The 20,623-nt window shown below is 38.4% G+C and carries 18 protein-coding genes; 7 read left to right on the top strand and 11 right to left on the bottom strand.

Annotated features, from left to right (window positions below; genetic code table 11):
• Together L654_RS0118090 and L654_RS0118085 are read right to left on the bottom strand one after the other, a co-directional pair.
• The coding region (locus L654_RS0118090) for a pseudouridine synthase (RefSeq protein WP_029753692.1) at nt 1–192 on the bottom strand (192 nt) is incomplete at its 3' end.
• Nucleotides 185–505 carry a YqcC family protein gene (locus L654_RS0118085; protein WP_024608674.1) on the bottom strand — a complete coding sequence of 107 codons (321 nt, stop codon included), beginning with the start codon at nt 503–505 and terminating at the stop codon, nt 185–187. The genes L654_RS0118090 and L654_RS0118085, both read right to left, overlap by 8 nt.
• A 104-nt stretch (nt 506–609) precedes the next feature.
• Here L654_RS0118085 and L654_RS0118080 point away from each other — a divergent pair, with 104 nt between their 5' ends.
• Nucleotides 610–1,638, top strand: coding sequence for a DUF3549 family protein (locus L654_RS0118080; RefSeq protein WP_024608673.1), 1,029 nt, complete (start codon nt 610–612; stop codon nt 1,636–1,638).
• Nucleotides 1,639–1,938, top strand: a complete 300-nt coding sequence (locus L654_RS0118075) for a DUF3301 domain-containing protein (RefSeq protein WP_002963032.1) — start codon at nt 1,639–1,641, stop codon at nt 1,936–1,938. It abuts the gene before it with no gap.
• Nucleotides 1,939–2,750: 812 nt separating this feature from the next.
• Here the strand turns inward: L654_RS0118075 and L654_RS0118060 are convergent.
• Nucleotides 2,751–3,404, bottom strand: a complete 654-nt coding sequence (locus L654_RS0118060) for a GNAT family N-acetyltransferase (protein WP_024608672.1) — start codon at nt 3,402–3,404, stop codon at nt 2,751–2,753.
• 153 nt (nt 3,405–3,557) lie between these two features.
• On the opposite strand from L654_RS0118060, the gene L654_RS0118055 reads away from it, so the two are divergent.
• From L654_RS0118055 to L654_RS0118045, 3 genes are all read left to right on the top strand, one after another.
• Nucleotides 3,558–3,794 carry a DUF2789 domain-containing protein gene (locus L654_RS0118055; RefSeq protein WP_002958240.1) on the top strand — a complete coding sequence of 79 codons (237 nt, stop codon included), beginning with the start codon at nt 3,558–3,560 and terminating at the stop codon, nt 3,792–3,794.
• 96 nt (nt 3,795–3,890) lie between these two features.
• Nucleotides 3,891–4,157, top strand: a complete 267-nt coding sequence (locus L654_RS0118050; RefSeq protein WP_007378199.1) for a hypothetical protein — start codon at nt 3,891–3,893, stop codon at nt 4,155–4,157.
• A 13-nt stretch (nt 4,158–4,170) separates the two neighbouring features.
• Nucleotides 4,171–4,944 (top strand): Zn-ribbon-containing protein, encoded by a 774-nt coding sequence (locus tag L654_RS0118045; RefSeq protein WP_024608671.1) that lies wholly within the window; start codon nt 4,171–4,173, stop codon nt 4,942–4,944.
• Between the two features lie 63 nt (nt 4,945–5,007).
• On the opposite strand, the gene syd is transcribed toward L654_RS0118045, so the two are convergent.
• A complete protein-coding gene (gene syd, locus L654_RS0118040) occupies nt 5,008–5,547 on the bottom strand; it encodes a SecY-interacting protein (protein WP_024608670.1) in 540 nt (179 codons plus the stop codon).
• Nucleotides 5,548–5,606: 59 nt separating this feature from the next.
• Here syd and queF point away from each other — a divergent pair, with 59 nt between their 5' ends.
• Nucleotides 5,607–6,452 (top strand): NADPH-dependent 7-cyano-7-deazaguanine reductase QueF, encoded by an 846-nt coding sequence (gene queF, locus L654_RS0118035; protein WP_024590784.1) that lies wholly within the window; start codon nt 5,607–5,609, stop codon nt 6,450–6,452.
• Between the two features lie 207 nt (nt 6,453–6,659).
• On the opposite strand, the gene L654_RS0118030 is transcribed toward queF, so the two are convergent.
• The 3 genes from L654_RS0118030 to L654_RS0118020 are packed head-to-tail and all read right to left on the bottom strand — an operon-like array spanning nt 6,660 to nt 13,014.
• Complete coding sequence (locus tag L654_RS0118030; protein ID WP_024608669.1) at nt 6,660–7,565, bottom strand: peptidylprolyl isomerase; 906 nt, start codon at nt 7,563–7,565, stop codon at nt 6,660–6,662.
• Between the two features lie 32 nt (nt 7,566–7,597).
• Nucleotides 7,598–11,287: a translocation/assembly module TamB domain-containing protein gene (locus tag L654_RS0118025; protein ID WP_024608668.1), complete on the bottom strand. Its 3,690-nt coding sequence runs from the start codon at nt 11,285–11,287 to the stop codon at nt 7,598–7,600.
• Nucleotides 11,287–13,014: an autotransporter assembly complex family protein gene (locus L654_RS0118020; protein WP_007378193.1), complete on the bottom strand. Its 1,728-nt coding sequence runs from the start codon at nt 13,012–13,014 to the stop codon at nt 11,287–11,289. Before L654_RS0118020 ends, L654_RS0118025 begins: the two co-directional genes overlap by 1 nt.
• Before the next feature lie 214 nt (nt 13,015–13,228).
• On the opposite strand from L654_RS0118020, the gene L654_RS0118015 reads away from it, so the two are divergent.
• A complete protein-coding gene (locus tag L654_RS0118015; protein ID WP_007378192.1) occupies nt 13,229–13,564 on the top strand; it encodes a ribonuclease E inhibitor RraB in 336 nt (111 codons plus the stop codon).
• Between the two features lie 35 nt (nt 13,565–13,599).
• Here L654_RS0118015 and L654_RS0118010 read toward each other — a convergent pair whose 3' ends face one another.
• The 4 genes from L654_RS0118010 to L654_RS0117995 form a co-directional block, all read right to left on the bottom strand.
• Nucleotides 13,600–15,351 (bottom strand): DEAD/DEAH box helicase, encoded by a 1,752-nt coding sequence (locus L654_RS0118010; RefSeq protein WP_024608667.1) that lies wholly within the window; start codon nt 15,349–15,351, stop codon nt 13,600–13,602.
• A 124-nt stretch (nt 15,352–15,475) separates the two neighbouring features.
• Nucleotides 15,476–15,778 carry an H-NS histone family protein gene (locus tag L654_RS0118005; protein ID WP_007586043.1) on the bottom strand — a complete coding sequence of 101 codons (303 nt, stop codon included), beginning with the start codon at nt 15,776–15,778 and terminating at the stop codon, nt 15,476–15,478.
• 158 nt (nt 15,779–15,936) lie between these two features.
• Nucleotides 15,937–18,753: a TonB-dependent receptor gene (locus L654_RS0118000; RefSeq protein WP_024608666.1), complete on the bottom strand. Its 2,817-nt coding sequence runs from the start codon at nt 18,751–18,753 to the stop codon at nt 15,937–15,939.
• A 637-nt stretch (nt 18,754–19,390) separates the two neighbouring features.
• Nucleotides 19,391–20,559 (bottom strand): IS3 family transposase gene (locus L654_RS0117995; protein ID WP_139016089.1). Its coding sequence is split into 2 segments (ribosomal slippage): nt 19,391–20,283 and nt 20,283–20,559, totalling 1,170 coding nucleotides; the frame shifts between segments, so codons are not numbered across the junction.
• Between the last annotated feature and the right edge of the window lie 64 nt (nt 20,560–20,623).

The raw sequence follows: 20,623 nt of genomic DNA, 5'->3' as shown, positions 1-20,623 counted from the left end.
GAGCCTATGTACTGGAAATACATGTTGCCCTAGCTGGTCGCGCAACATTTGCATAGCAAACTGGGTTTCGTGTTTATCTAAAAACGAGCGATGCACTAATAAACCTGAAGGCTTATTTATAGCCACATAGTTTTCATCTTGATACAAAATAGTCAGCTCGCCATATTCAATAGGCGCCGGACGCTCACTCATTTGGTTCTCCTAAAAAGGTATCAAGGGCTGTTAGTAATTCAATTATTTCATCGCTCCCTGCTTTATTCACAAGTGTCATTTGCGCCATAGGGGCAATAGCAAAGTTACGTGGCAGTGGTTGCTTGTGCGTTATTAATTGCTGTATTTTATCAATAAATACAAATTGTAACCACTGCTCAAACGCCATTGTATCGTGACAAAAAGGAGTATTTGAAAGCAGTGCATCAGCGTCTATTGGCTCACTTTGCCAAAGCGCGTGTTTTTGTAAAAGTGCCGTTAGCTGCACTAAATAAGTTTGGGTTTGCTGGTACATAACCACCCTCTTTTATATATGTAATGCAATTATACCCTGTTCCCTCATAGGCGGCTATGACGTATAATTAATGTAATTTTGCAGTAAAAACAGTTGAGAAAACAATGAGTGATCAAATAGCTACATTAGGTCAGCTTTTAGATGGTGCGGGTACTCAGTGGCGTGCTTTTGATATTGGCAGGCACATTACTAAGCTTGATAAAAAACAATTTTTAGCTATTGAACAAGCTCAAGTGCCTTACCCTTATCCTCTTGCTGGTCATGCTTGGCTCGCTATCCAATTTTGGGATACTAAAGCCAGTAAAGAACCTTATGTATGGTTTTTAAAGTTTCCACTTGATGAGCAAAGTATGCTTGTAAGTGCTAGTCGCGATCACTTTGCTGATATGGTTATTCAAGCGCTAGGCACTGAAATTACAGGTGAGCAAGCCGATGGGAAACTTGATAATAACCCTTATGTTTTTACACCAAACGCAAATAAATTAGCGGCATTTAACGCCCAAGTAAAAGTACTATTAAAACAGCCTGCGTCGCAGTATTACGAGCATGCACAGTTATACTTTAGCGGTAAAATTGGTTTTGATAATTGGCAAGGTGTTGCACTGCAGGGTATTGCCGATTTTGCACTACGCTTAGACAGCGATACAAACTTAAGTAATTTGCAAAAAGCATGGGCGCATTTACCTATTGAAGTACTGCAACCACTCAGTGCCATGCTTGAACACGTTGAAATACCAACATCAATGAGTGAGTTACTTGTTGATTACACACAGACCGCAATTAGTAATAACGATACATTAGCTATAACCGCAGCACTAAGGTCTGCATCGAAAGGTCAAGCTCAAGGGTTATGCGCTCAATTAGTTGATACTGTACTAAGCTCGCCGGTAAGGCACGACTCTGACGTGTTACTAACAATAGCTGGGCGGTGTTTTAAGCAATTAGAGAACCCTGAACGCTTACATGTATTTATGGATAATTGCGCACATCATCAAAAAATTGAAGAATTGTTTCCAAGTATTTTTGCTGACTTAGTTGCAATACCGACTATTCGCCCGCATTTATTAGGCTTATTACGTAAAGAAAATCGTAGCGAAACCCTCGCGCGTGCAATTGGAAGGTTATTCTCTTAAATGGCAAGTTTATGGACGTTCATACTTATTGGTAGTGTAATTTACTTATTTTGGCTTAACCGAAAGGTTGCTGAAGCGGCGAACGTTCATGCTAAACGTCAAAGTGAGCAATTGCAGGTGCAGTTGATGAGTGTTGCATGCACAAAACGCCGCTTTGGTTTTTTAAAGAACGGCAAGCCAGGCATCAAAAGTGAATTTATATTTGAGTTTTCAAGCGATGGTGAAAATGCTTATCAAGGTGTGTTAATTATGGAAAATGAGTTTTTGAAAAGTGTGGTTGTTCCACCGCATAAAATATAAAACTTAATTCAACACAAAAAACTAAGGCGTAACTAAAGTTACGCCCCAATTGGACTGCATCCTGCTAGATATCCATTATCTTAAATCCGTATTATCATCCCCTGAACGAGTAAACAACCTTGTTTACCCTCACATTGCATCCTGCAATATCCATAGCCACCTTGGCAAACCCACGAAATCTATCGTTTGGCTACATACTGTAGCATCATCCCTGGTAATCCTTTTAAGTAGCTCCTGCCACTTTTTGCATCCTGCAATATCCATAGCCATCTTGGCAAACCCACGAAATCTATCGTTTAGCTGCATCCCGTAGCATCATCCCTGGTAATCCTTTAAAGTAGCTCCTGCCACTTTTGCATCCTGCAATGTCCACTTGCCATCTTGGCCGTCCTGCGTAAACTAACGCTCCTGCTACTTCCTGTAGCGTCATCCGTGATTATCCTAAAGTAACTCCTAGCTACTAAGTGCTTCATGCACTTCCTTATTCTTCCTTGTATCCGTTTTAGCTTGTCCTTTATGCTTCCTGCTAGCGTCCGCTATGTTGCCTATTCCGTATCCTTGGCAGTAACTCAATCATTGAGCTATGTCGTCTTGACGAAGTGAAGTTTAAAGCAATCAGGGGGGAGAAATAGGACTTAACATTAAATAAATAAACGTCAAAAAAATGAAAAATAAAAATAAACTTTAAATAACAATAGCTTGAATGAAAAAAGGCTACTTATTAATAGCCTTTAACTGACAATGCTCACGATAATGTGAGATATATCTCACGGCCTTATGTCCATTTGGGCGCATTGGCTTACATCATAATTTTAAATAGTTGGCTCAATTATTGATTTAAACAGTAACTCGCCCTCTACTTGGTTAAAAGTAAGGTGTTTAAATGCTTCAAACTTTTCGGTTTTAAAAAATTCAGTGTGTTCTTTACGCGTTACAAATACAGCCATCCCCGTTGACTCAGCGTTACATTTAACTAAATCATCAAGCCCTCGTAGTAAGTAACGACCAAACCCTTGCCCATGAAAATGTGGATCTACGGCAATAAAAGCTAAAAAGTAGTAATTGCCTTTCTCTTTAAGGGCATCTCTAATTGTTTGTTCTTTATCTATTAATTGATTTGTTTGTAAGTAGCCCGCACTCAGCATTAATTTTAAACGCCAGTGCCAATAACGCTGCGCTTGTAATTGGCTATTAGATTCAAATACACACGCTACTGCTTTTAATTTATCGTTGCGGTATAAACCAATTAATGGCTGCTTTTCTTGCCAAAAACTACTGAGCTCTTCGCGAATTAATGATCGTAATTTTTTTTCGTATACTGATTTATTTTCGTCATTGTAGCTAAGCATGTTTTGTAATATAGGATCGTCATGATAAGCCTGATAAATTAGGCTTGCTGCAGTGCTAATATCTTCTGCGGCTAAATACTGTACGCTGAACGTATCAGCTGGCGTGGTTACACTCATTGTATTTCCTTTATTATTTTAGCTGTAGACTGTTTAACTTTATACCTAACTATATACCTAAAATTATTAACCGTAAATTCAGCGAGAGTTTAACTAGCTAGGAGTAGAGTTAATCCTTAGAATAAGTTTTCATTCGTTTAAAGGAGCAATATCATGGATACGACTAAACACGACATCAATACACTATTTGCACAACTTGGATTACCTAATTCTGATGAACAAATAGATGCATTTATTGCCTCACATGAATTAGAAGACACAACGCTACTCCAAGAAGCTTCTTTTTGGGATGAGGCACAACAGCACTTTTTAGCTGAATCGCTTGCACAAGACGGTGATTGGAGTGAAGTAATTGACGAGTTAGATGTACGCATTCGTCAAAGTAAGTAATTTTATTTAATGTACCCTCTCTTATTTATTGCTAACATAGCATCTGCGCAGCATTTATATGCTGCGTATTTATTTTATTAAAGAGTTATATACCTAATGAATTCAGTTGTATTTGATGCAATTAAAGCCCTTCTTGATGAAGGCAAAACCCCTACTGTAGCACTAACTAAAAGCCGTTTGGCGCAACCGGTTCCTATGCCGATGATTATTGCAGCAGTAAGCCAATATAAAAACAATCCTGATTCAATTAATAACTTCATGAGAAACCCACAGCAGTCAGATAATACTGAGCTTAAAACAAGTCAATTAGATAGAATTGAGCAAAAACTCGATAAACTTCTTGCACTGCTAGAACAAAAATAATTTGAGACTATAAATGTTCGTTGTTGATTTAACTTTTGATTGCTACCAAGACACCACCTTAGAACAAGCCGAACAAGCAATAAATCGCTTAGTAAATGCACTGCGTTTTAATGGTCAAATAATGGGTGAAGAATTTCCAACCGTTTTAAAAGATGGATTTTTTATTACCCGAGTGATGTGCCCTACTGAAGATGCAATGCACCCGCTAAATAACAGCCCGTTTGTTAAGCACAGTATCGAAAAATTACATAGTGCGGGGCTACTTGCGCCAAAAGTAAAAGTGATTGGACAAGATATTCACTCCAACGGCGCTGATTGCTGCAAAGAACCATCAAGTTATATTTTATACACAACCTATGTGCATACGTGTAGCCCGCTTTATTGTGGTGATGACTTTTTGCCTGTGCCGCTATTTCGTATTCCGGCAATTGCTAATGGTGACTATAAAACGCTTATAAAATGGCAAGAAGATTGGCAAGCCTGCGATCAAATTCAAATTAATGGCGCAACCCGTTGTGAGTTTCCGGCACTTGAAGAAATATCGAGTATCCAAAGCGACTTATACAGACGCGGAAAAGACATAACAAAGCGAATTAGTTTTTTAACTAAAAAGCCAACCTATTATTATTTATACCGTGTAGGCGGCGTAGATAAAGTGTCTGAACTTGAACGAAAATGCCCTAGCTGCAATGGCGATTGGAAATTACCTGAATCGTGGTTTGGGTTATTCGATTTTAGGTGTGAGCCGTGTGGCTTAGTGTCTAATATATCGTGGGATTTTCAGTAACCACTTTAATGAGCGCTTAAAATCAGCTTAGTGATGACGCTAAGCTGATTTATTAAACACCTTTTAAACCTCTAATGCCTTTAAAAAAGCATTAATGTTAGGTGCAAGTACATGGTGTGTTTTTTTGCCTACGTGCTCTAAACATACTTCACCAGTGTGCACCAATACACTTACTAGTAAATCATCTTGATCTGTTAAACCAATAAATACTGTTTCTGCCTGCTTGAGCTTGCGTTTCATTAAAACGTGGCCCGTTATATTTTGCTGTAACAAATTAAAGTCTTCTTCGTTCCATGCTTGTAGTAATTCAACCTGATGCCCATCAATATTTGCTGAAATGCTTCCACCGTACATATGCCCATATAGCTCGCTAAGCTCTTTTGGGAAATCAAGCTCAAGTGCGCTGGCTAAATCATTAAGCGAACCTGCAGGTTGCTGACGCGCGCCCTGCCATTGAATGTTTCCTTGCTCGTCAACCTCACCAACTTCACATGGGCTTGGCCATTGCTCGTCGTGTGTGATGAGTGGGTACTTTGCGGTATTTTTCAGGGTATTTTCGCTAAATGTTTGATGAAGTTGTTCTATAAGCAATGCAACAGACATACTGTGAAACTCATTTAAATTAGATATAATGTCCCTATTGTAACTATTTAAGAGCAAACATGACAGATTACAGCAATTCTCCAGACCTTAAAGGTAGCGTATTAGGCCAATCTACTGAGTATGTAGATGTGTACACGCCAAGCTTGCTTTTCCCTATTGCGCGCAAACTAAATCGTGATGCTTTAAATATTGACGAAGCAGAGCTTCCATTTAAAGGCCAAGATATTTGGACAGGTTACGAGCTTTCATGGCTAAACAATAAAGGTAAACCGCAAGTTGCCGTAGCCTTATTTACCTTTGAGTGCCAAAGCAGCCATATTATTGAGTCAAAGTCGTTTAAACTTTATTTAAATAGCTTTAACCAAACCCGATTTGAAAGCATTGATGTAGTAAAACAGCACTTAATTGATGACTTATCAAACGCGGTTAACAGCCCTGTCAAAGTGACTTTATATAATCCTGATGATTACAATTGCTTACCGTGTACGGCGCTGCCAGGTGAATGTATTGATGACTTAGATATTGAAATTAATAATTACGATATTGATGCTAATTCACTTAAAGCAAAAAGTGATAACGTAGTTACAGAAACGCTCTATAGCCATTTACTTAAGTCGAACTGTTTAATTACCTCTCAGCCTGACTGGGCAAGTGTGATCATACGATACACAGGCGAGCAAATATGTCGCGAATCGTTACTGCGTTATTTAATTTCGTTCAGAACGCATAACGAATTTCATGAGCAGTGTGTTGAGCGTATTTATAGCGATTTAACAACACAACTTAATATTAAAGAGTTAGAGGTTTACGCGCGTTATACTCGTCGCGGTGGGCTTGATATAAACCCGTATCGCTCTACGCATTATAACGACACGCCATTTGCAGTTAAAATTAATCGTCAATAGATTTTTTGCACTGGAATATAAATATTGAAAAAGTAGCCTAGGCTCCTTTTCTATTTGTATATTTAATTAATACCAATTCGCTTAATTAAGTGAGCTATTTTGAGGCTGGGAAAACGTGTTGATAGCTAGGCAAAAAATTCGCTATTTAGTTGTTCTAAATGAGAATCTTTTAACGCAGGTAGCGACACGTTTAGCCCCGCAAAATGATTAAGTATTATTGCGGATTGGTATAACTTCACGCTTAGTGGGTATAGGCATACCACACACATCAATGTAGCTATGTGCTTTAACAAACCATGGTTCAATACGGTTTTTACGAGCACTGATTAAGTTTTTAAACACAGATGAGTTTGTTTTCATCACTTTAAATATACTTTTATCGCTTTGTACATCGCCAAGTACTTGTATATTGGTAATTGGGTTAAATACTTTACCTTCAGTTGGTGTACGCGCTAAACGATTAAAATGCTCTATACCTTCGAGCACTCGACCAAACACCGTAATGTTTTTATCAAGGTAGCGCGGGCCTTGCCCTATCGTTACAAAAAACTCCGTACTCGCACTATTTATATCGTTATCGCGCGCCATTGCAAACACACCACTACAATGCACTTGCCATGTTTGCGTATGTGCTGAGTTTTGAGCTACTGCAAAGCCGTTTAAAAAGCCAGTAACTAGTGCATATCCGTCGCCATTTAGCTCAGTAATTAAAAGTGGTTTGTTTGTTGTTAAATAAAACTCAGCAGGGACTGTTTTATCTGCCGTTTTAATTAACTTTTTACCCGAGCTGTCCCCGCCCTGAGCAACAAAACCTTCAACAAACCGATAAACGCTAGTATTTTTATAAAACCCTTCTCGCGCTAACTTTTTAATGTTTTGAGTGTGCTTTGGGGCAAGCCGTTCATTGAGCTCAACATACGCATCGCCCGTTGGCAGCGTTATCTTTAAAATATTTTGAGCGTTCACTACTCGCCAGTCATTATCTTTTGCACTAGCAATTACCTCACTCGCGCTCAATAAAGGTAGCTCTTGATTAGCAACACCATTACCTAGTTGTTGAGCACAACCGCTCAACAAAACACTAAGCAGAGCCGGCAATATAATTTTTTTCATCGCTTATATCCTTATAATTATTATAGTTTTGGTTATTCCCAATCAAACTTATATAGCACATCAACATTTTGGTATAGCCCGCTCGTTATTTCTATGTATAACTGTGAAAGTAACTGATAACGCACAGCCACTTCACTGAGCGAATCAAATACACCCACGCTATATTTAACTTGCAAACTGGGTGCTACGTAACCTGATATTTCTACTTTGGTGCTATCACCACTACCTGATGAGCTTAAACTTACATCTGACAGCCCAAAGGTTTCACCTACCTTAGAAACAACCCCTTCGCTGCGGCTAACCCCTTGAGAGAGTAATAACTGTGTGAGCATAGCATCGCTTGACGAACTTTCTCCATCGCCTAAAGGTTGACCATTAAGTAAATATGCGAGTGCTTGAGCTTGATCCATCGCAGGCTCAGAAAATATTTTAAGCGTTGGTTGTTCAACATTACCCGTGAGCGTAACCCCTGCAATGACACCATTTGCAGTCGTATCGGGGTTACGTATTGCTTTAATATTTAAAAATGGTTGTTCAATTGAACCGCTAAAACCTACTTGCCCGGTGCTGATTATTAAATCTTGCCCAAAGGCTAAGTAAGTACCTTCAATTAAGTTAAGCTCACCTGTGGCTATGATTGGCGCACCTTGACTCATTTTTATCGCTAAATCACCCGCAACTTTTGATTCCAAGCCAAACGACTCTACTTTTACATCGTTTTCAACAATCACTTTTAAATCTATGTCGTAATCAAACGGAACTGTTTCTGTGGCCTCAGTTTTTTGATCAACAATAATTTCATCATCGCTAACTTGCACCGCGCCCTCAGGAAGCTCTTCAATCATTATACGACCGTAAGGCACAACTACCTCACCAGCAAGCTTGAGTGCATTATTAGCCAAGCCTATTTTTAAATCCGGCGATACTTTAAAAGTAACCCCTTGCTGCGCGCGTACATAAAACTGATCGCCAACTACCGCAACATTTACAGCAGGCTGCGCACCTTGCCAATCAACGTCACCGGTTAGATTTATTTTACCGCCTTGATTGTCGTTTAAGTTGCCTTTTATTGTGGCTGTTGTTTTATCAAACAATACGTTTATATTTGAGTTTTGCAGCGCTATAGGTAATTGCTCGCCCTCTAAACTAATATCGCTCACATTAAGCTCCCCATTTAATAAAGGATCTTTTAACGTACCTGCTAACGCCACTTTACCGCTAATATCACCTTTTAACTGCTCGAGCGTTTCAAGAAAAGGTTGTAAGTCTGAAAGGAGTATTTTATCAATATTAATGGTGCCATTAAGCGCTTGCGTATCTTGTATATCATCGATATTAATTTGTGTATTAATTTTGCCTAATACACTTGATTCTAAATTAGCTTCAAGCTTGCCAATTTGAGAATCCGAAAACGCACTAATACTTAATGTTTCGATTGGTAATTTAAAACGATCTTCTTCCGAGGTTAGCACTGCTTCTAAGTCGCTAGAATCGATATTTGCGCGTAATGTTTTAAGCGCGCCGCTTTGCCAATTAAGTGCTACATCGCCAGCTATATTACCGCGAGTACGAATGCTATTAGGTAAAAAGTGCTTAAGCTCCTCAAGTGCTAAGTTGCTTAGTTTAGCATTTAACTGACCGAGATTTTTTGACTGCGCTAAGGTGTCTATACATAATTCACTTTGCTCAGATGCCCAACAATGTGCACTTACATCAAAGTCGCCACTTTGCGTATTAACCATAATGGCAATATTTTTAGTATTACTAAAACTAAGCTTTTTATCGCTGAGCGTTACATTACTAAGCTCGCCATTCCAAGTGGTATTATTAATTTTGCCATTAACTTCAAGCTCTACACTGCCTTGCTCGGCATCTATAGATGCCGTAAGTTGGTGATCTGTTTTGTCGCCGCTAATATAAATTTTAACGCTATTAATTTGCTGTTCGGCTACAAGCGCCGAACCAACACTTACCGAAACATCGGTTTGCCAATCGGCTGCGGTATTTAACTGCCCTTTTACTGATAGTTTATTAATGTTTATTTCATCAAAAATAAAGCGATCTAGTATTAGTGCTAAATCAACAGACGGCGTTAACCTTTCCCCTCTCACTTTTAAATTTGCGTTACCGTCGGCAGTAAATGGAATATTAGCTTTTTCATCACTTTTTAGCGTTACTTTGCCATCAACCTGCCAAGTATCATCAACTTGCCCGCTTAGTGCTAATTTATTGGTGCCGCTACTTAAATAAAAGCTATCAATATTAGCTTTTAACATATTATCGAGCTTAAAGTTTGAGGCAAATTCTAGTGGCACGTCGTTAAGTAACCCGCTTAACTTTGTATTATTCATTTGTAGCTGCCACTTGTCGTCAGCTGCACTAAACGAGCCTTTAAACTGTCCTGAAATATCACTGGTAGCGACATCAGTTAAGTACTGCGCTTTTAAGTTAGCAACCGTGCCATTAAAGTTAGCCTGTATGCCTTTTTGCCAATCAACATTGGCTTTTATAGTTGCACTGCTTTCGTTTGCTTTAATGCTTAGCGCTTGTAAAGTTGCTTTGGTAAGACTGCCTTTTAATTGGGTATTTAAGTCAACAGCTGGGTACGCGCCTAGTTGGCTCTTCGCCTGTAGGCTAAGCTGATAGTCGTCAGCATTACCTTGTGCGTTAAGGCTTACATTTCGCAATTTAAGCTCATTACTTTGTGCATCAATAAGCCACTGCTTAATTTTTCCATTTAACTCAAACGGATAGTTTTTTTGCTTTAAATTTGCTGTTGCCGTTAAACTAAGTGGGTATTGCCCCTGTGTTTCTAAATTTAAGTTTAGATTTGATAAGTCGCCATTCAACTGCAAATTGGCTTGGTGCTCGTCACTTTGTAAAACAACATCCCCTTTCACGGGCAAATTCCCTGCAAGCTCAGCGTTAAGATGCGTATTAAGCTGCCACTGTTCATACTTTGCTGAGAATGACTCTAAATTAATAACCGCATCTTCCACACTTAATTGCAGCGAGATGTTTTCAATAACATGTTGGGCTTCGTTTTGCTCAATCGTAATTTTAGCAATTTCAAAGTCTTCAACAACTAAATCAAGTGGTGAAGTAAATTCTATATTAGGTAATGCGGGTAGGTGCGTTAAAGGCGCTTGAGTATTTTGCGCCGTTTGTGTTTTCGCATCTTGTTCTTGCTCTTTTAAAGCAACAAGTATGGTGGGAATATTCAGGCTTTTAACCGTCAACTTTGAACCCTCTGCTTTTGCTGAGAGTTTAAAGTTATTAACGCTTACGTTTGCACTTGGATGCTCTAGAGTAAATTTATTGATCGCAATGTTTTTTACAGCAATATTAAAAGGTAAGCTGATTTTTTCAAGCGGCTCTGCAGCGGCTTCTTCTTGTGAATCTGCAGTTTTTGGTAATGTTAAATTTATAGATTTAGCACTTAAGTTATCTATACAAATTCCATCGCACTGCCACCAAAACAAATCAATTTTCAATTGTTGTGCATTAAAGTCCAATCCGTTGCTAGCAAAGCGTACATTAAAAGCATCATTATAAATAAAACGGCCATCTTTAATTTCAATATGTAGTCCATCTACCGCTTTGTTTGCACTATAAGCAATAAATTGATTACCGGGTGCGGTAAATAACAAACAAAATAGTGCAACAACTAACATGACAAAAATAGCACTTACGGCGGCTGTTATCTTTTTTAATACTGACATTAAATTTCTGGCCCTATGGTAATACTTAAACGTGTGCTTTTACTTTCTTTTGTTAATCCCCAAGCGTGGTCTATACGCACTGGGCCAACGGGTGTTAAATAGCGAAAACCAAAACCAGCACCTACTTCAAAATCATCAGAAAAATCATTAGTCGCAGTACCACCATCAACAAATAAAGCTGCTCGCCAATTTTTAGCAAACTGGTAGTTATATTCCATCGTCCCCGATAGTAAATACTTACCACCTATTAGCTCGCCATCATCGTTCTCGGGCGAAATTGATTGGTACGCAAAACCACGAACGCTTTGATCGCCACCTGCGTAAAAACGAAGTGAAAATGGCACGTTATTAATATCATCAACAAGCATTGCTCCCACATTCGCTTTTAAAAACACCAAGTGGCGGTCAAAATAAGTTCGTAGCCATGCATGTTGCATTTGCACCCTAATCAGATTAGTACTCGAAAGCACATCATCTAAGCCAAACTCAGCAGATATAAGCCACTGCTCTCCCCAATAGGGAGTCGTGCCGCCTTTTGATTTTTTGCGCGCGTAGCTAATGCCAGGCATTAACATTTCGGTACTTTCTTCGTCTTCATCACCAATACGGTAGGTTTCTTGGTCGCGGCGTAAAAATGCAGTACGCACCCACTTATTTTCAGTCAACCATTGGCGCTGAACTTGCCCTGTTAATATTTCACTGTAAGTGTCATTTGTGAGCTCATCTTCTAATTTATAACCGACAGAAAAACGCCATAAATCATCATTCGGATCATCAACCGGAATTGTATAAGCCATGGAAATATCTTGCTGCTTTTGTGCCACATTTAAATTAGTTTCGAGGTAATGGCCGTCTTCTGTGATCCACGGTTTACTCCATTTAAAACGCACTTTGGGACCTAAGTCAGTACTAAAACCGCCGCCAATTTCATAGCTATTAGCTGGCTTGGGTAATACCTCAACTTTAATCGGTACTTGACTGTTTTTACGCGCAGCAATATCGGCGTAAACGCGCACGCTTGCAAAGTAAGGGGTGCTTGATAAATCCAAATTATAGTCAGCAATATGTGTTGATTTATAAGGTTGACCTTGAGAGAAAGGCGCTATAGAGCGTATGTATTTTTCAGCGGGTGTACTACTGGCAATTTGTATATCGCCAAACTGATATCTAACTCCGGTATCAATTATGAAAGTAATAACAGCACTATTTTTTTTAAGCGATACTTCTAATTTGCGCGCTGGCCACTTAGCATCAAAATAACCTAGCTCTAGTAGCATAGATTCTATTTTTTTATGAGCAGAGTCATATTTACCATGATTTAAAACATCACCTTGCTTTAAGTGATTGCTTTTAATCAATGCCTGTAATTGGGTATCGCTTTGACCATCACCATTTAGCGTAATATTAATTGCTTCTATGCGAGTTGCAGGCCCCCGTTCAACTTTAACAATTAGTTCGCTGTCGTCTTTATCATAAATAACCTCGACGGTCGGGCTATAATAGCCAAGTGCTTTGATGCTATTTTGTACTTGTTTTTGAGCATAACGGCGAAGTGTACGGGTTGGCTTCTCGCCAATTAACTGCTTGAGGTAAAGAGCTACGTTATTTTCTAAATCGCCACTTAACCCTTCAATTTCGTAATCTTCTATGACTTTTTCTGCCGCATAGCTATTTGTCGCAATTAAAGCGCTCACAACACACATGCAACGTAAAAACTTAATAAACAAGTAAATATCCTTACTTTTAATATCTTACATAAAACTGGCTAATTACGCGCATATTAGCATAGCCATAATGAGCAACACATTAACTTAATAACAATCTAACGCGTAAATTTAACCTTGAATAAATATCAGCATAATTAAAATTAGTACGCGTTAAGACAATATTTTAGTTACAATAGTGCCTACGAATACAAAATTAATTTTAAATGAGTTTTTAATGCAATTCCCTGATGATGATAACGGCCAACTTTTAGCCGAAATAGCCGCTGCTGGCATTGATTTAAATAAAATGCACCAAGTCGATTTTTTTATTTTATTTGAACAAGAAGCCGATGCTGAAAAATTTGCTAAAGAAATAGTCTCTGATGCATTAGTTCAAAATGCTGAGCTTGAAAAATGCAAAGACACTGGCGTTTGGGAAGTAATCACTCAAGTACAAATGGTGCCAGAGCACACCCTTCTAGGACAAGCAGAGCAATACATTGAAAGTATTGCTAATAGCTTTAATGGATACGGTGATGGCTGGGGATTAATGGACGGTGACGAGGCTTAATCGCCTTTTAGTTCAATGTACTCTATCAGTTAAGCTTAGCGGCTTAACTGATTTGCCTTTCTAAAACCCCCTTTATAGTCAAATAGCTTATCAGCCACTTTCCAACCATACTTTTTGCTTTTTCGTGCAATAACAAAATCCGGTGGTACTAATTCAAATTGTGCTTTTACTACTTGCTCTGCAGTTTTAAAATTAATAGGTGTTTGCCCAAGCCCTACTCGTAGACCAAATTGCTTATTAAATATAAATTGCCCGCCTTTATTTGCGAGGTTATATACTTCATCGCAACTTGCACCATCTTCATCAAAATACGTTATTTTAATAAGTTCATCTTTAATTTGAGTTACCGATAACCCACTACATCGAAGCACAAGTGCGTCTTTCAAGTTTAATGCATTACGTAACTTATCATCAGGGTCGGCCATTACCGCGCCGCAATCATGGCATTTACGTGCAGCAATATCATTTTGGGCACCGCACTGCTCACACTCTTTAAACCTAAAACGATAATCGCACTGCTCTTTATGCCCATCATCATCTTCTAACAGCCCTTTACAGCGCCTGCCAAAGTGCTCTATTACTTTTCCTGCGGAATCAGTTTTACCCCAAAATATATTCGCAAAACCACAGCCAGGACAAAGTACCTGCACAGGTTCATTATCACTATCGCCTTTTTTATCACCTACTTCTGGGTGAAATAAATTAAAACCGTTGCCGGCATAATCTATTACTAAGCAATCCGTTTTTGATTCAGATAACCTCAAGCCTCGCCCCACAATTTGTTGATATAAACTAACTGATTCTGTAGGTCTCAAAATAGCTATAAAGTCGACATGTGGCGCATCAAAGCCGGTTGTTAGTACCGATATATTAACTAGATACTTTAATTGCTTAGCTTTAAATTGCTTAATAATTTTATCGCGCTCAGTGTTTGGCGTATCACCTGTTATAAGTGCACTTTGATGAGCTGGTAGGTAGCTTAATATTTCCTGAGCATGCATTACCGTGGCGGCAAAAACCATAACACCTTCACGCTCTTCACTGTATTGAATTACTTGCTGTAATATAGCTTTCGTTGCGCGCTCATTGTTTTTTAAAAGCGCATTCATATCATCAGTCGTATATTGCCCAAATGCATTACTATCTAAAGACGAAAAATCATAATGGCTAATCGCTGCATCAACTTCGTTTGGTGGCGTTAAATAATTATGTTTGATCATATACCTGAGCGGCAATTCAAAAATACAACTTTTAAACGGGCTTTCATTAGTCCCTTTAACAAAGCCATGATAATGATGATGGTATATCCACCCCGTTCCTAGCCGATAAGGTGTTGCTGTTAAACCCAATACTTTTAACTGAGGGTTATATTCTTTTAAACTACTTATTACTTTTCCGTACTGGCTTTTTTTATCCCCATTTACCCTGTGGCATTCATCAATAATAAGTAACGAATAATGCTCATTTAATTTATTTAAATTACGAGAAAGTGATTGCACACTGGCAAAGGTTACTTGATGGTTTAATGACTTTTCTTTTAAACCTGCTGAAAATATACTCGCCTCTAAACCAAAACTTTTATATTTTTGCGAATTTTGCTCTACCAACTCTTTTACATGAGCAAGTACTAATATTTTTTGCTTAGCAATACGGGCAAGTTCAGCAATAACAAGGCTTTTACCTGCACCGGTTGGTAGCACAATAACGGCAGGATCATTACTCTTTCTAAAGTGTAAAACGGTTCGTTCTACGGCTTCTTGCTGGTAAGGTCTTAGTTTATAGCTCATGGGAAAACAAATAGGTTTGAGTGAAGAGATTTTAGCAAATAATAGCTGGGAGTTTTAAACTTTAATTATATTTTATTGAGGAGTAAACAAAAAAGAGAAGCCGAGGCTTCTCTTATATTTAGCTTTAGGCTAAAAATTTCTCAAGCTCAACACCTTCAAACGCTTTAGGACGACGGCCACGGCCTGTCCATTCAATAGTCTCACCATTAAGTTCCATACGGTACTTAGGCTTAACTTTAGTACGTTTATCAGATGCTCCATCTTGTAAATCTTCTAGCGTAAGTCCTTTTTCTTTTAAAAGATCCAAAACTTCCTGTTTCGCTTTTTGCTGCTGGGTATATTTTGAAATTGCATCATTGATAAGCTGTTGAGCTTTTTCAAGATCCGTTAATGATGCTGTTTTAATAAAAGATCGGACTTCTTTCATTTATATCTCGCTAAATTGTGTGATTGGATTTATTTAATTATTCTTTTTTAGTATAAGGGTATTTTTTTAAAATAACTACGACACATAATTTATTAAAGTATATTTATAAAAAAACCGCGATTAAAATCGCGGCTTTTATCATTTTATATAAATAACAATTAGAACTTAGTAGTAAAGCTTAACTGGAAATAACGACCAGTAACATCATAAGCTTCACCAACAGTGTTTATACCTGATGCCCCACTTACTGAACTTTGGTTTGCTACAGGAGGTTGCTTATCAAAAACATTTCGAACTGACAAAGTAACGTCTGTTCCATCAGTGATGTTATAAGTACCTGATAGATCATGATAAATAACAGTCGGGAAGCGATTAAACTTGTCTAAAGGAGCACCAGTTGAGAAATTTTGGTTTCCTTCAATATTACTATCATTTGAACTTGCCCAGTACTTCATGCGCCATGATACTGCAAAGTCATCAACTGCATAGCCTAAATTTAAATTTGCACGATTAGTAGGAGTTAATACTTCACCTCTGTAATCTATCTCTTCACCAGATTCGATTGATGTTTCAGCATACTCATACAAATGATTCCAAATCAAGTCAGCTGATAATTGCCCGTAAGCAAATTCTTGTTTATAGCTTAATTCAATATCCAAGCCTTTTGTGCTTAAATCATTTTCATTGCTAGTACCAGAGCTAACTTCTGTCAAAGCACCTCTTGTATCACGTATTGCCCCACCACATGTCGCATCAAAGTCTGATGGATTAACACCGTAGCATCGGTTTAATACAGTTGTTCTAGCAGTGGTAGCAATAGCGTTATCTACAGCAATATCGTAGTAGTCAAGCGTTAATGAAAATTCATCAGTCACTTGCCAAATAGCGCCAACACTAAATGAATCAGATGTTTCTTCTTTTACATCTTCATTACCACCAACATAACCGCCAGTGCTTTGACGTTCAATAGTTGTTAAATTGAATGCGCCTTCAGTAGCAACTCGATTAGCCACTTCAGCGATAGAAAGACAGTTAGCCGCTACATTTCCGGTAGATGATGCAGTAATTGCATCACAAGGATCTGCAACACCTGAAAATGTTTCACCTCTACCACCGAATAAATCAGCAATATTTGGAGTTCTAATAGCTCGCGCTGCTGATGCTCTTAATTTTACTGTATCTGTAGGAGAGTATTGTACACCTGCATTCCACGTTGTTTGTCCACCAACAATTTCATGATCTGAATAGCGAGCGGCTAAATCTAGTTCAACATTTTCGAGAACTGGTAATACAGTTTCAACAAAAACATCGTTAGTGTAGAAGCTACCATTCGTAGGCTCAGATTTATTTGTACTTGAAGCACCAGTTTGCGCTAAATCACCTGGAGAGTATGAACCTTTTTCAAGACGATGTTCTGCACCAACTGCTAGACCAACCATACCACCTACTAACTCAATTGGTAATTCACCTGAAAGGGTTGTTGAAAATATAAATTGCTCAACTTGACCTTGAGATTTTGCAGGTGATCTTACATATGCAACAGCTTCATCAGACAAAGTTCCTGCACCGAACAAATCTAAAGGCACACATCCTTGAAGTACTGCTAAATCATTAGAACATTGGACGTTACCTTCTGCGTTAGTGTATACATCTAATGCATTTGCAGCACGTTCAACATTTATTTGACCACCATTTTCTTGTCGCTGGTCAGTTTTACCCCATGAAATATAAGAGTTTAAAAGCCAGTTGTCATTAATTTCCCAATCTATACCTGTCGCAATACGAATAGTATCACGCTCTAAATCGGTTGAACGAGCACCAAACTCAACCATACGGCGAACTAACGTTGGAATATTATCATCCATTGTTAAATCAGGATTATCAGACATTAAATTTTGGCGTAAAAGGTCTGGAACTAAAGGGCTTCCCAGTTTAATCCCACCAACACCACCACGTGAAGGTAGATATACATCATCCGTAGTAAAAGGAGTTGGTTCAATAGTCGAGTTGTATGTTTTAGATGAATTCCAGTTTACTTCCGTGAAAGAGTGAACACTATCTGAAATATCTTGTTTAAAATTAACTGCTGCGTATTTACGCTCAAGCGGAGTCACTAACTGTCGGTAAGAAGCACGATTGAATGAATTCTCATCACCTACATAAGGTGTCCCATCTGCATTGTATGCGCCAACACGGCCTTGAGGCGGATATGAAGAATTCTGAATACCAACATATTCACCACCCTCATCATTCAAAAATATAGCTTCATCATATCTTGAGAAGTCTCGATCGGATGACTTCAGACCTTTATCATCATCATATCCAGCAGCAATTGTTACACTACCTGAATCCCAGCTATTACCAGCAGTAAGGTTTAAAGAATATTTTTCGCGATCAGACTCATCTGAAACACCTGTTTGAGCGTTAACTTCAACACCTTCAAAATCGCTTCGCGTAATAATGTTCACAACACCAGCAACAGCATCTGAACCATAAATCGCTGAAGAAGCACTTTTAAGAATATCAATACGTTCAATCATTGATGCTGGTATTGCATTTAAGTCAACCGCATAACCGCTTGATGGAGAAACGCCTGATACAAAGCGACGACCATTCACTAATACTAATGTTCTTGAAGAACCTAAGTTACGTAAAGATGTAGTGTTAAGACCAACGCCTGTAGTACCAAATGCACTATTTGATTGGTTTGAACCAGCAATAGTGACCGGGGATTGATTCAAAACATCAGCTACATTTAATGCGCCCATTTGAATAATATCACTTCGGCCAATTGATGTGATTGGCACGGTTGTTTCAATATCAGTGCGCTTTATGCGTGAACCCGTTACTTGAATACGCTCTACTTTTTCAACACCTTCGTTTGCAGCGATTGTGTTCATAGAAAAAACAGCTGTAGATGCTGCACCAAAAGCAATCGCTAAGCGAACAGCTTTTGAAACTTGATTATTTAACATTGGATTCTCCCTAGAATACTATTTTAATTGTTTTGCCTTCAAAAACGGTCTGCATTTAATTGCAGTACCTATTTTGATTCGAATAGTAGTCCTAACTTATGCAAAAGGTCAACACTTGGCTAACCAAATAAAACTCTTTATTTACAAAGCTTTAAAGTAACAAAAAACAAACACAATGCCCTTTTTGCAATAATTCATTATTGTGTTGCTGTCTTGTTATATGGTTGTATTATTGCAAAAAATTAATTTAAAATAAGTGCTGTCTATAGAAGAAACCATATCTAAATCTCTCCTCAAACAAGTTACTTACTTCCTTATTATGGCGGATTACGTAGATGTAAAAGCATGCAAAAAAATGAATAGTCAACAGAAAATTAACAAAACCAATTGAGACAACTATAGCTATTCAACTATCTGAAAAAGTACTACTTGGCCTTCTTGGCCTTTCTAAAAAAGAAAACATCCATAAAGCTATATGTTCATTGATTTCCAAAATCGCGCACAGATAGCAGGCTAACTAAAATAGCTGAGTCACTTTTTGTAGTAATTACTATTAAATATGTATAAATGCTTAGTCTGTATTTCAGAAAATCGGCGAGGTAGGAGTGACGTGGTCAACTAAATTCAGTCACCCTAGTTAAGAAACCATATCTAATGTTTCGGTTCGTTCTTCAAAGTCATTTGGGCTTTGATAATTTAAGTACGAATGTAAGCGACGACTGTTGTACCACATGCAGATGTAATTCATTACATCCTGTTGAGCTTCATAACGCGTTGGGTAATTTTTCCAATGCACGCGCTCTTGCTTCAAACTACCGAAGAAGCTTTCTGCAACAGCATTATCCCAGCAACAACCTTTCTTACTCATGCTACCAATGAAGTCGTTTGACTTGAGCAATCTACGATATTGATGGCTTGCATATTGAACCCCTTGATCTGAATGGATAATCAACCCTGCTTTGGGTTGGCGTTGCCACATCGCCATAGTCAGTGCGTCACAGACAAGCTGCGCTTTCATTCGTGAGCCCATGCTCCAACCAACGACTTTACGCGAATATAAATCAATCACTACCGCCAGATATAACCAACCTTCTGCAGTCCAAACATAAGTGATATCTTGTACCCAAGCTTGATCAGCGGCTTCAACGTTGAAGTTTTGCTCAAGTACATTGGGATAAATAGGCTTGTTATGGTCACTATTCGTTGTTACTTTGTATTTCTTTTTATAACGCACCCAGACATTTGCCTCTTTCATTAACTGTGCTGTTTTGTGACGGCTCACCGGAAAACCGAGTGCATTTAAGACTTTCTGAATACGCCTTTCACCGTAAGTATTATCACTGAAGTGCGCTATGTCCTTGACCCAATCAATCATTTCTTGATGTGTTGGATCCTCTGATTTAGTTGAATATCGCTTTTGATAACTATAGTAATTGTTACTTTTTACACCCAGTATTCGGCACATTACCGCCACAGGCCAGGTCTTCTTGTATTGGGTTATGAACGAGTATTTCACTTCGTTTCTTTGGCAAAGAAGACCGTCGCTTTTTTTAATATTTCACGCTCCATTTCTAGGCGTTTCACTTGCGCTTTTAGCTCTCTGATCTCTTCTTGCTCAGGGGTCAAATTACCATTCCCTCTAAAAGCCTGCCCATCATCATTTTCAGCTTCTTTTATCCACCGACCAAGCATGTTGGGATTTACCCCTAAATTTCTAGAGGCTTCTGCTTGAGAGTAGTTTTGCTCAACAACTAATGCGATGGCATCAAGTTTAAATTCTTTGGAATACTTTTTACGTTTTGTCATTATCGATCTCCAGTTAAGTTGATTATCTCTTAACTGGGGTAGTCGAATCCATTAAACCACGTCA

It is taken from the genome of Pseudoalteromonas sp. TAB23 (assembly GCF_000498075.1).
Taxonomy (GTDB): domain Bacteria; phylum Pseudomonadota; class Gammaproteobacteria; order Enterobacterales; family Alteromonadaceae; genus Pseudoalteromonas; species Pseudoalteromonas arctica.
The sequence above is the reverse complement of the archived record's forward strand: the minus strand, read 5'-3'. Positions and strand labels throughout refer to the sequence as shown.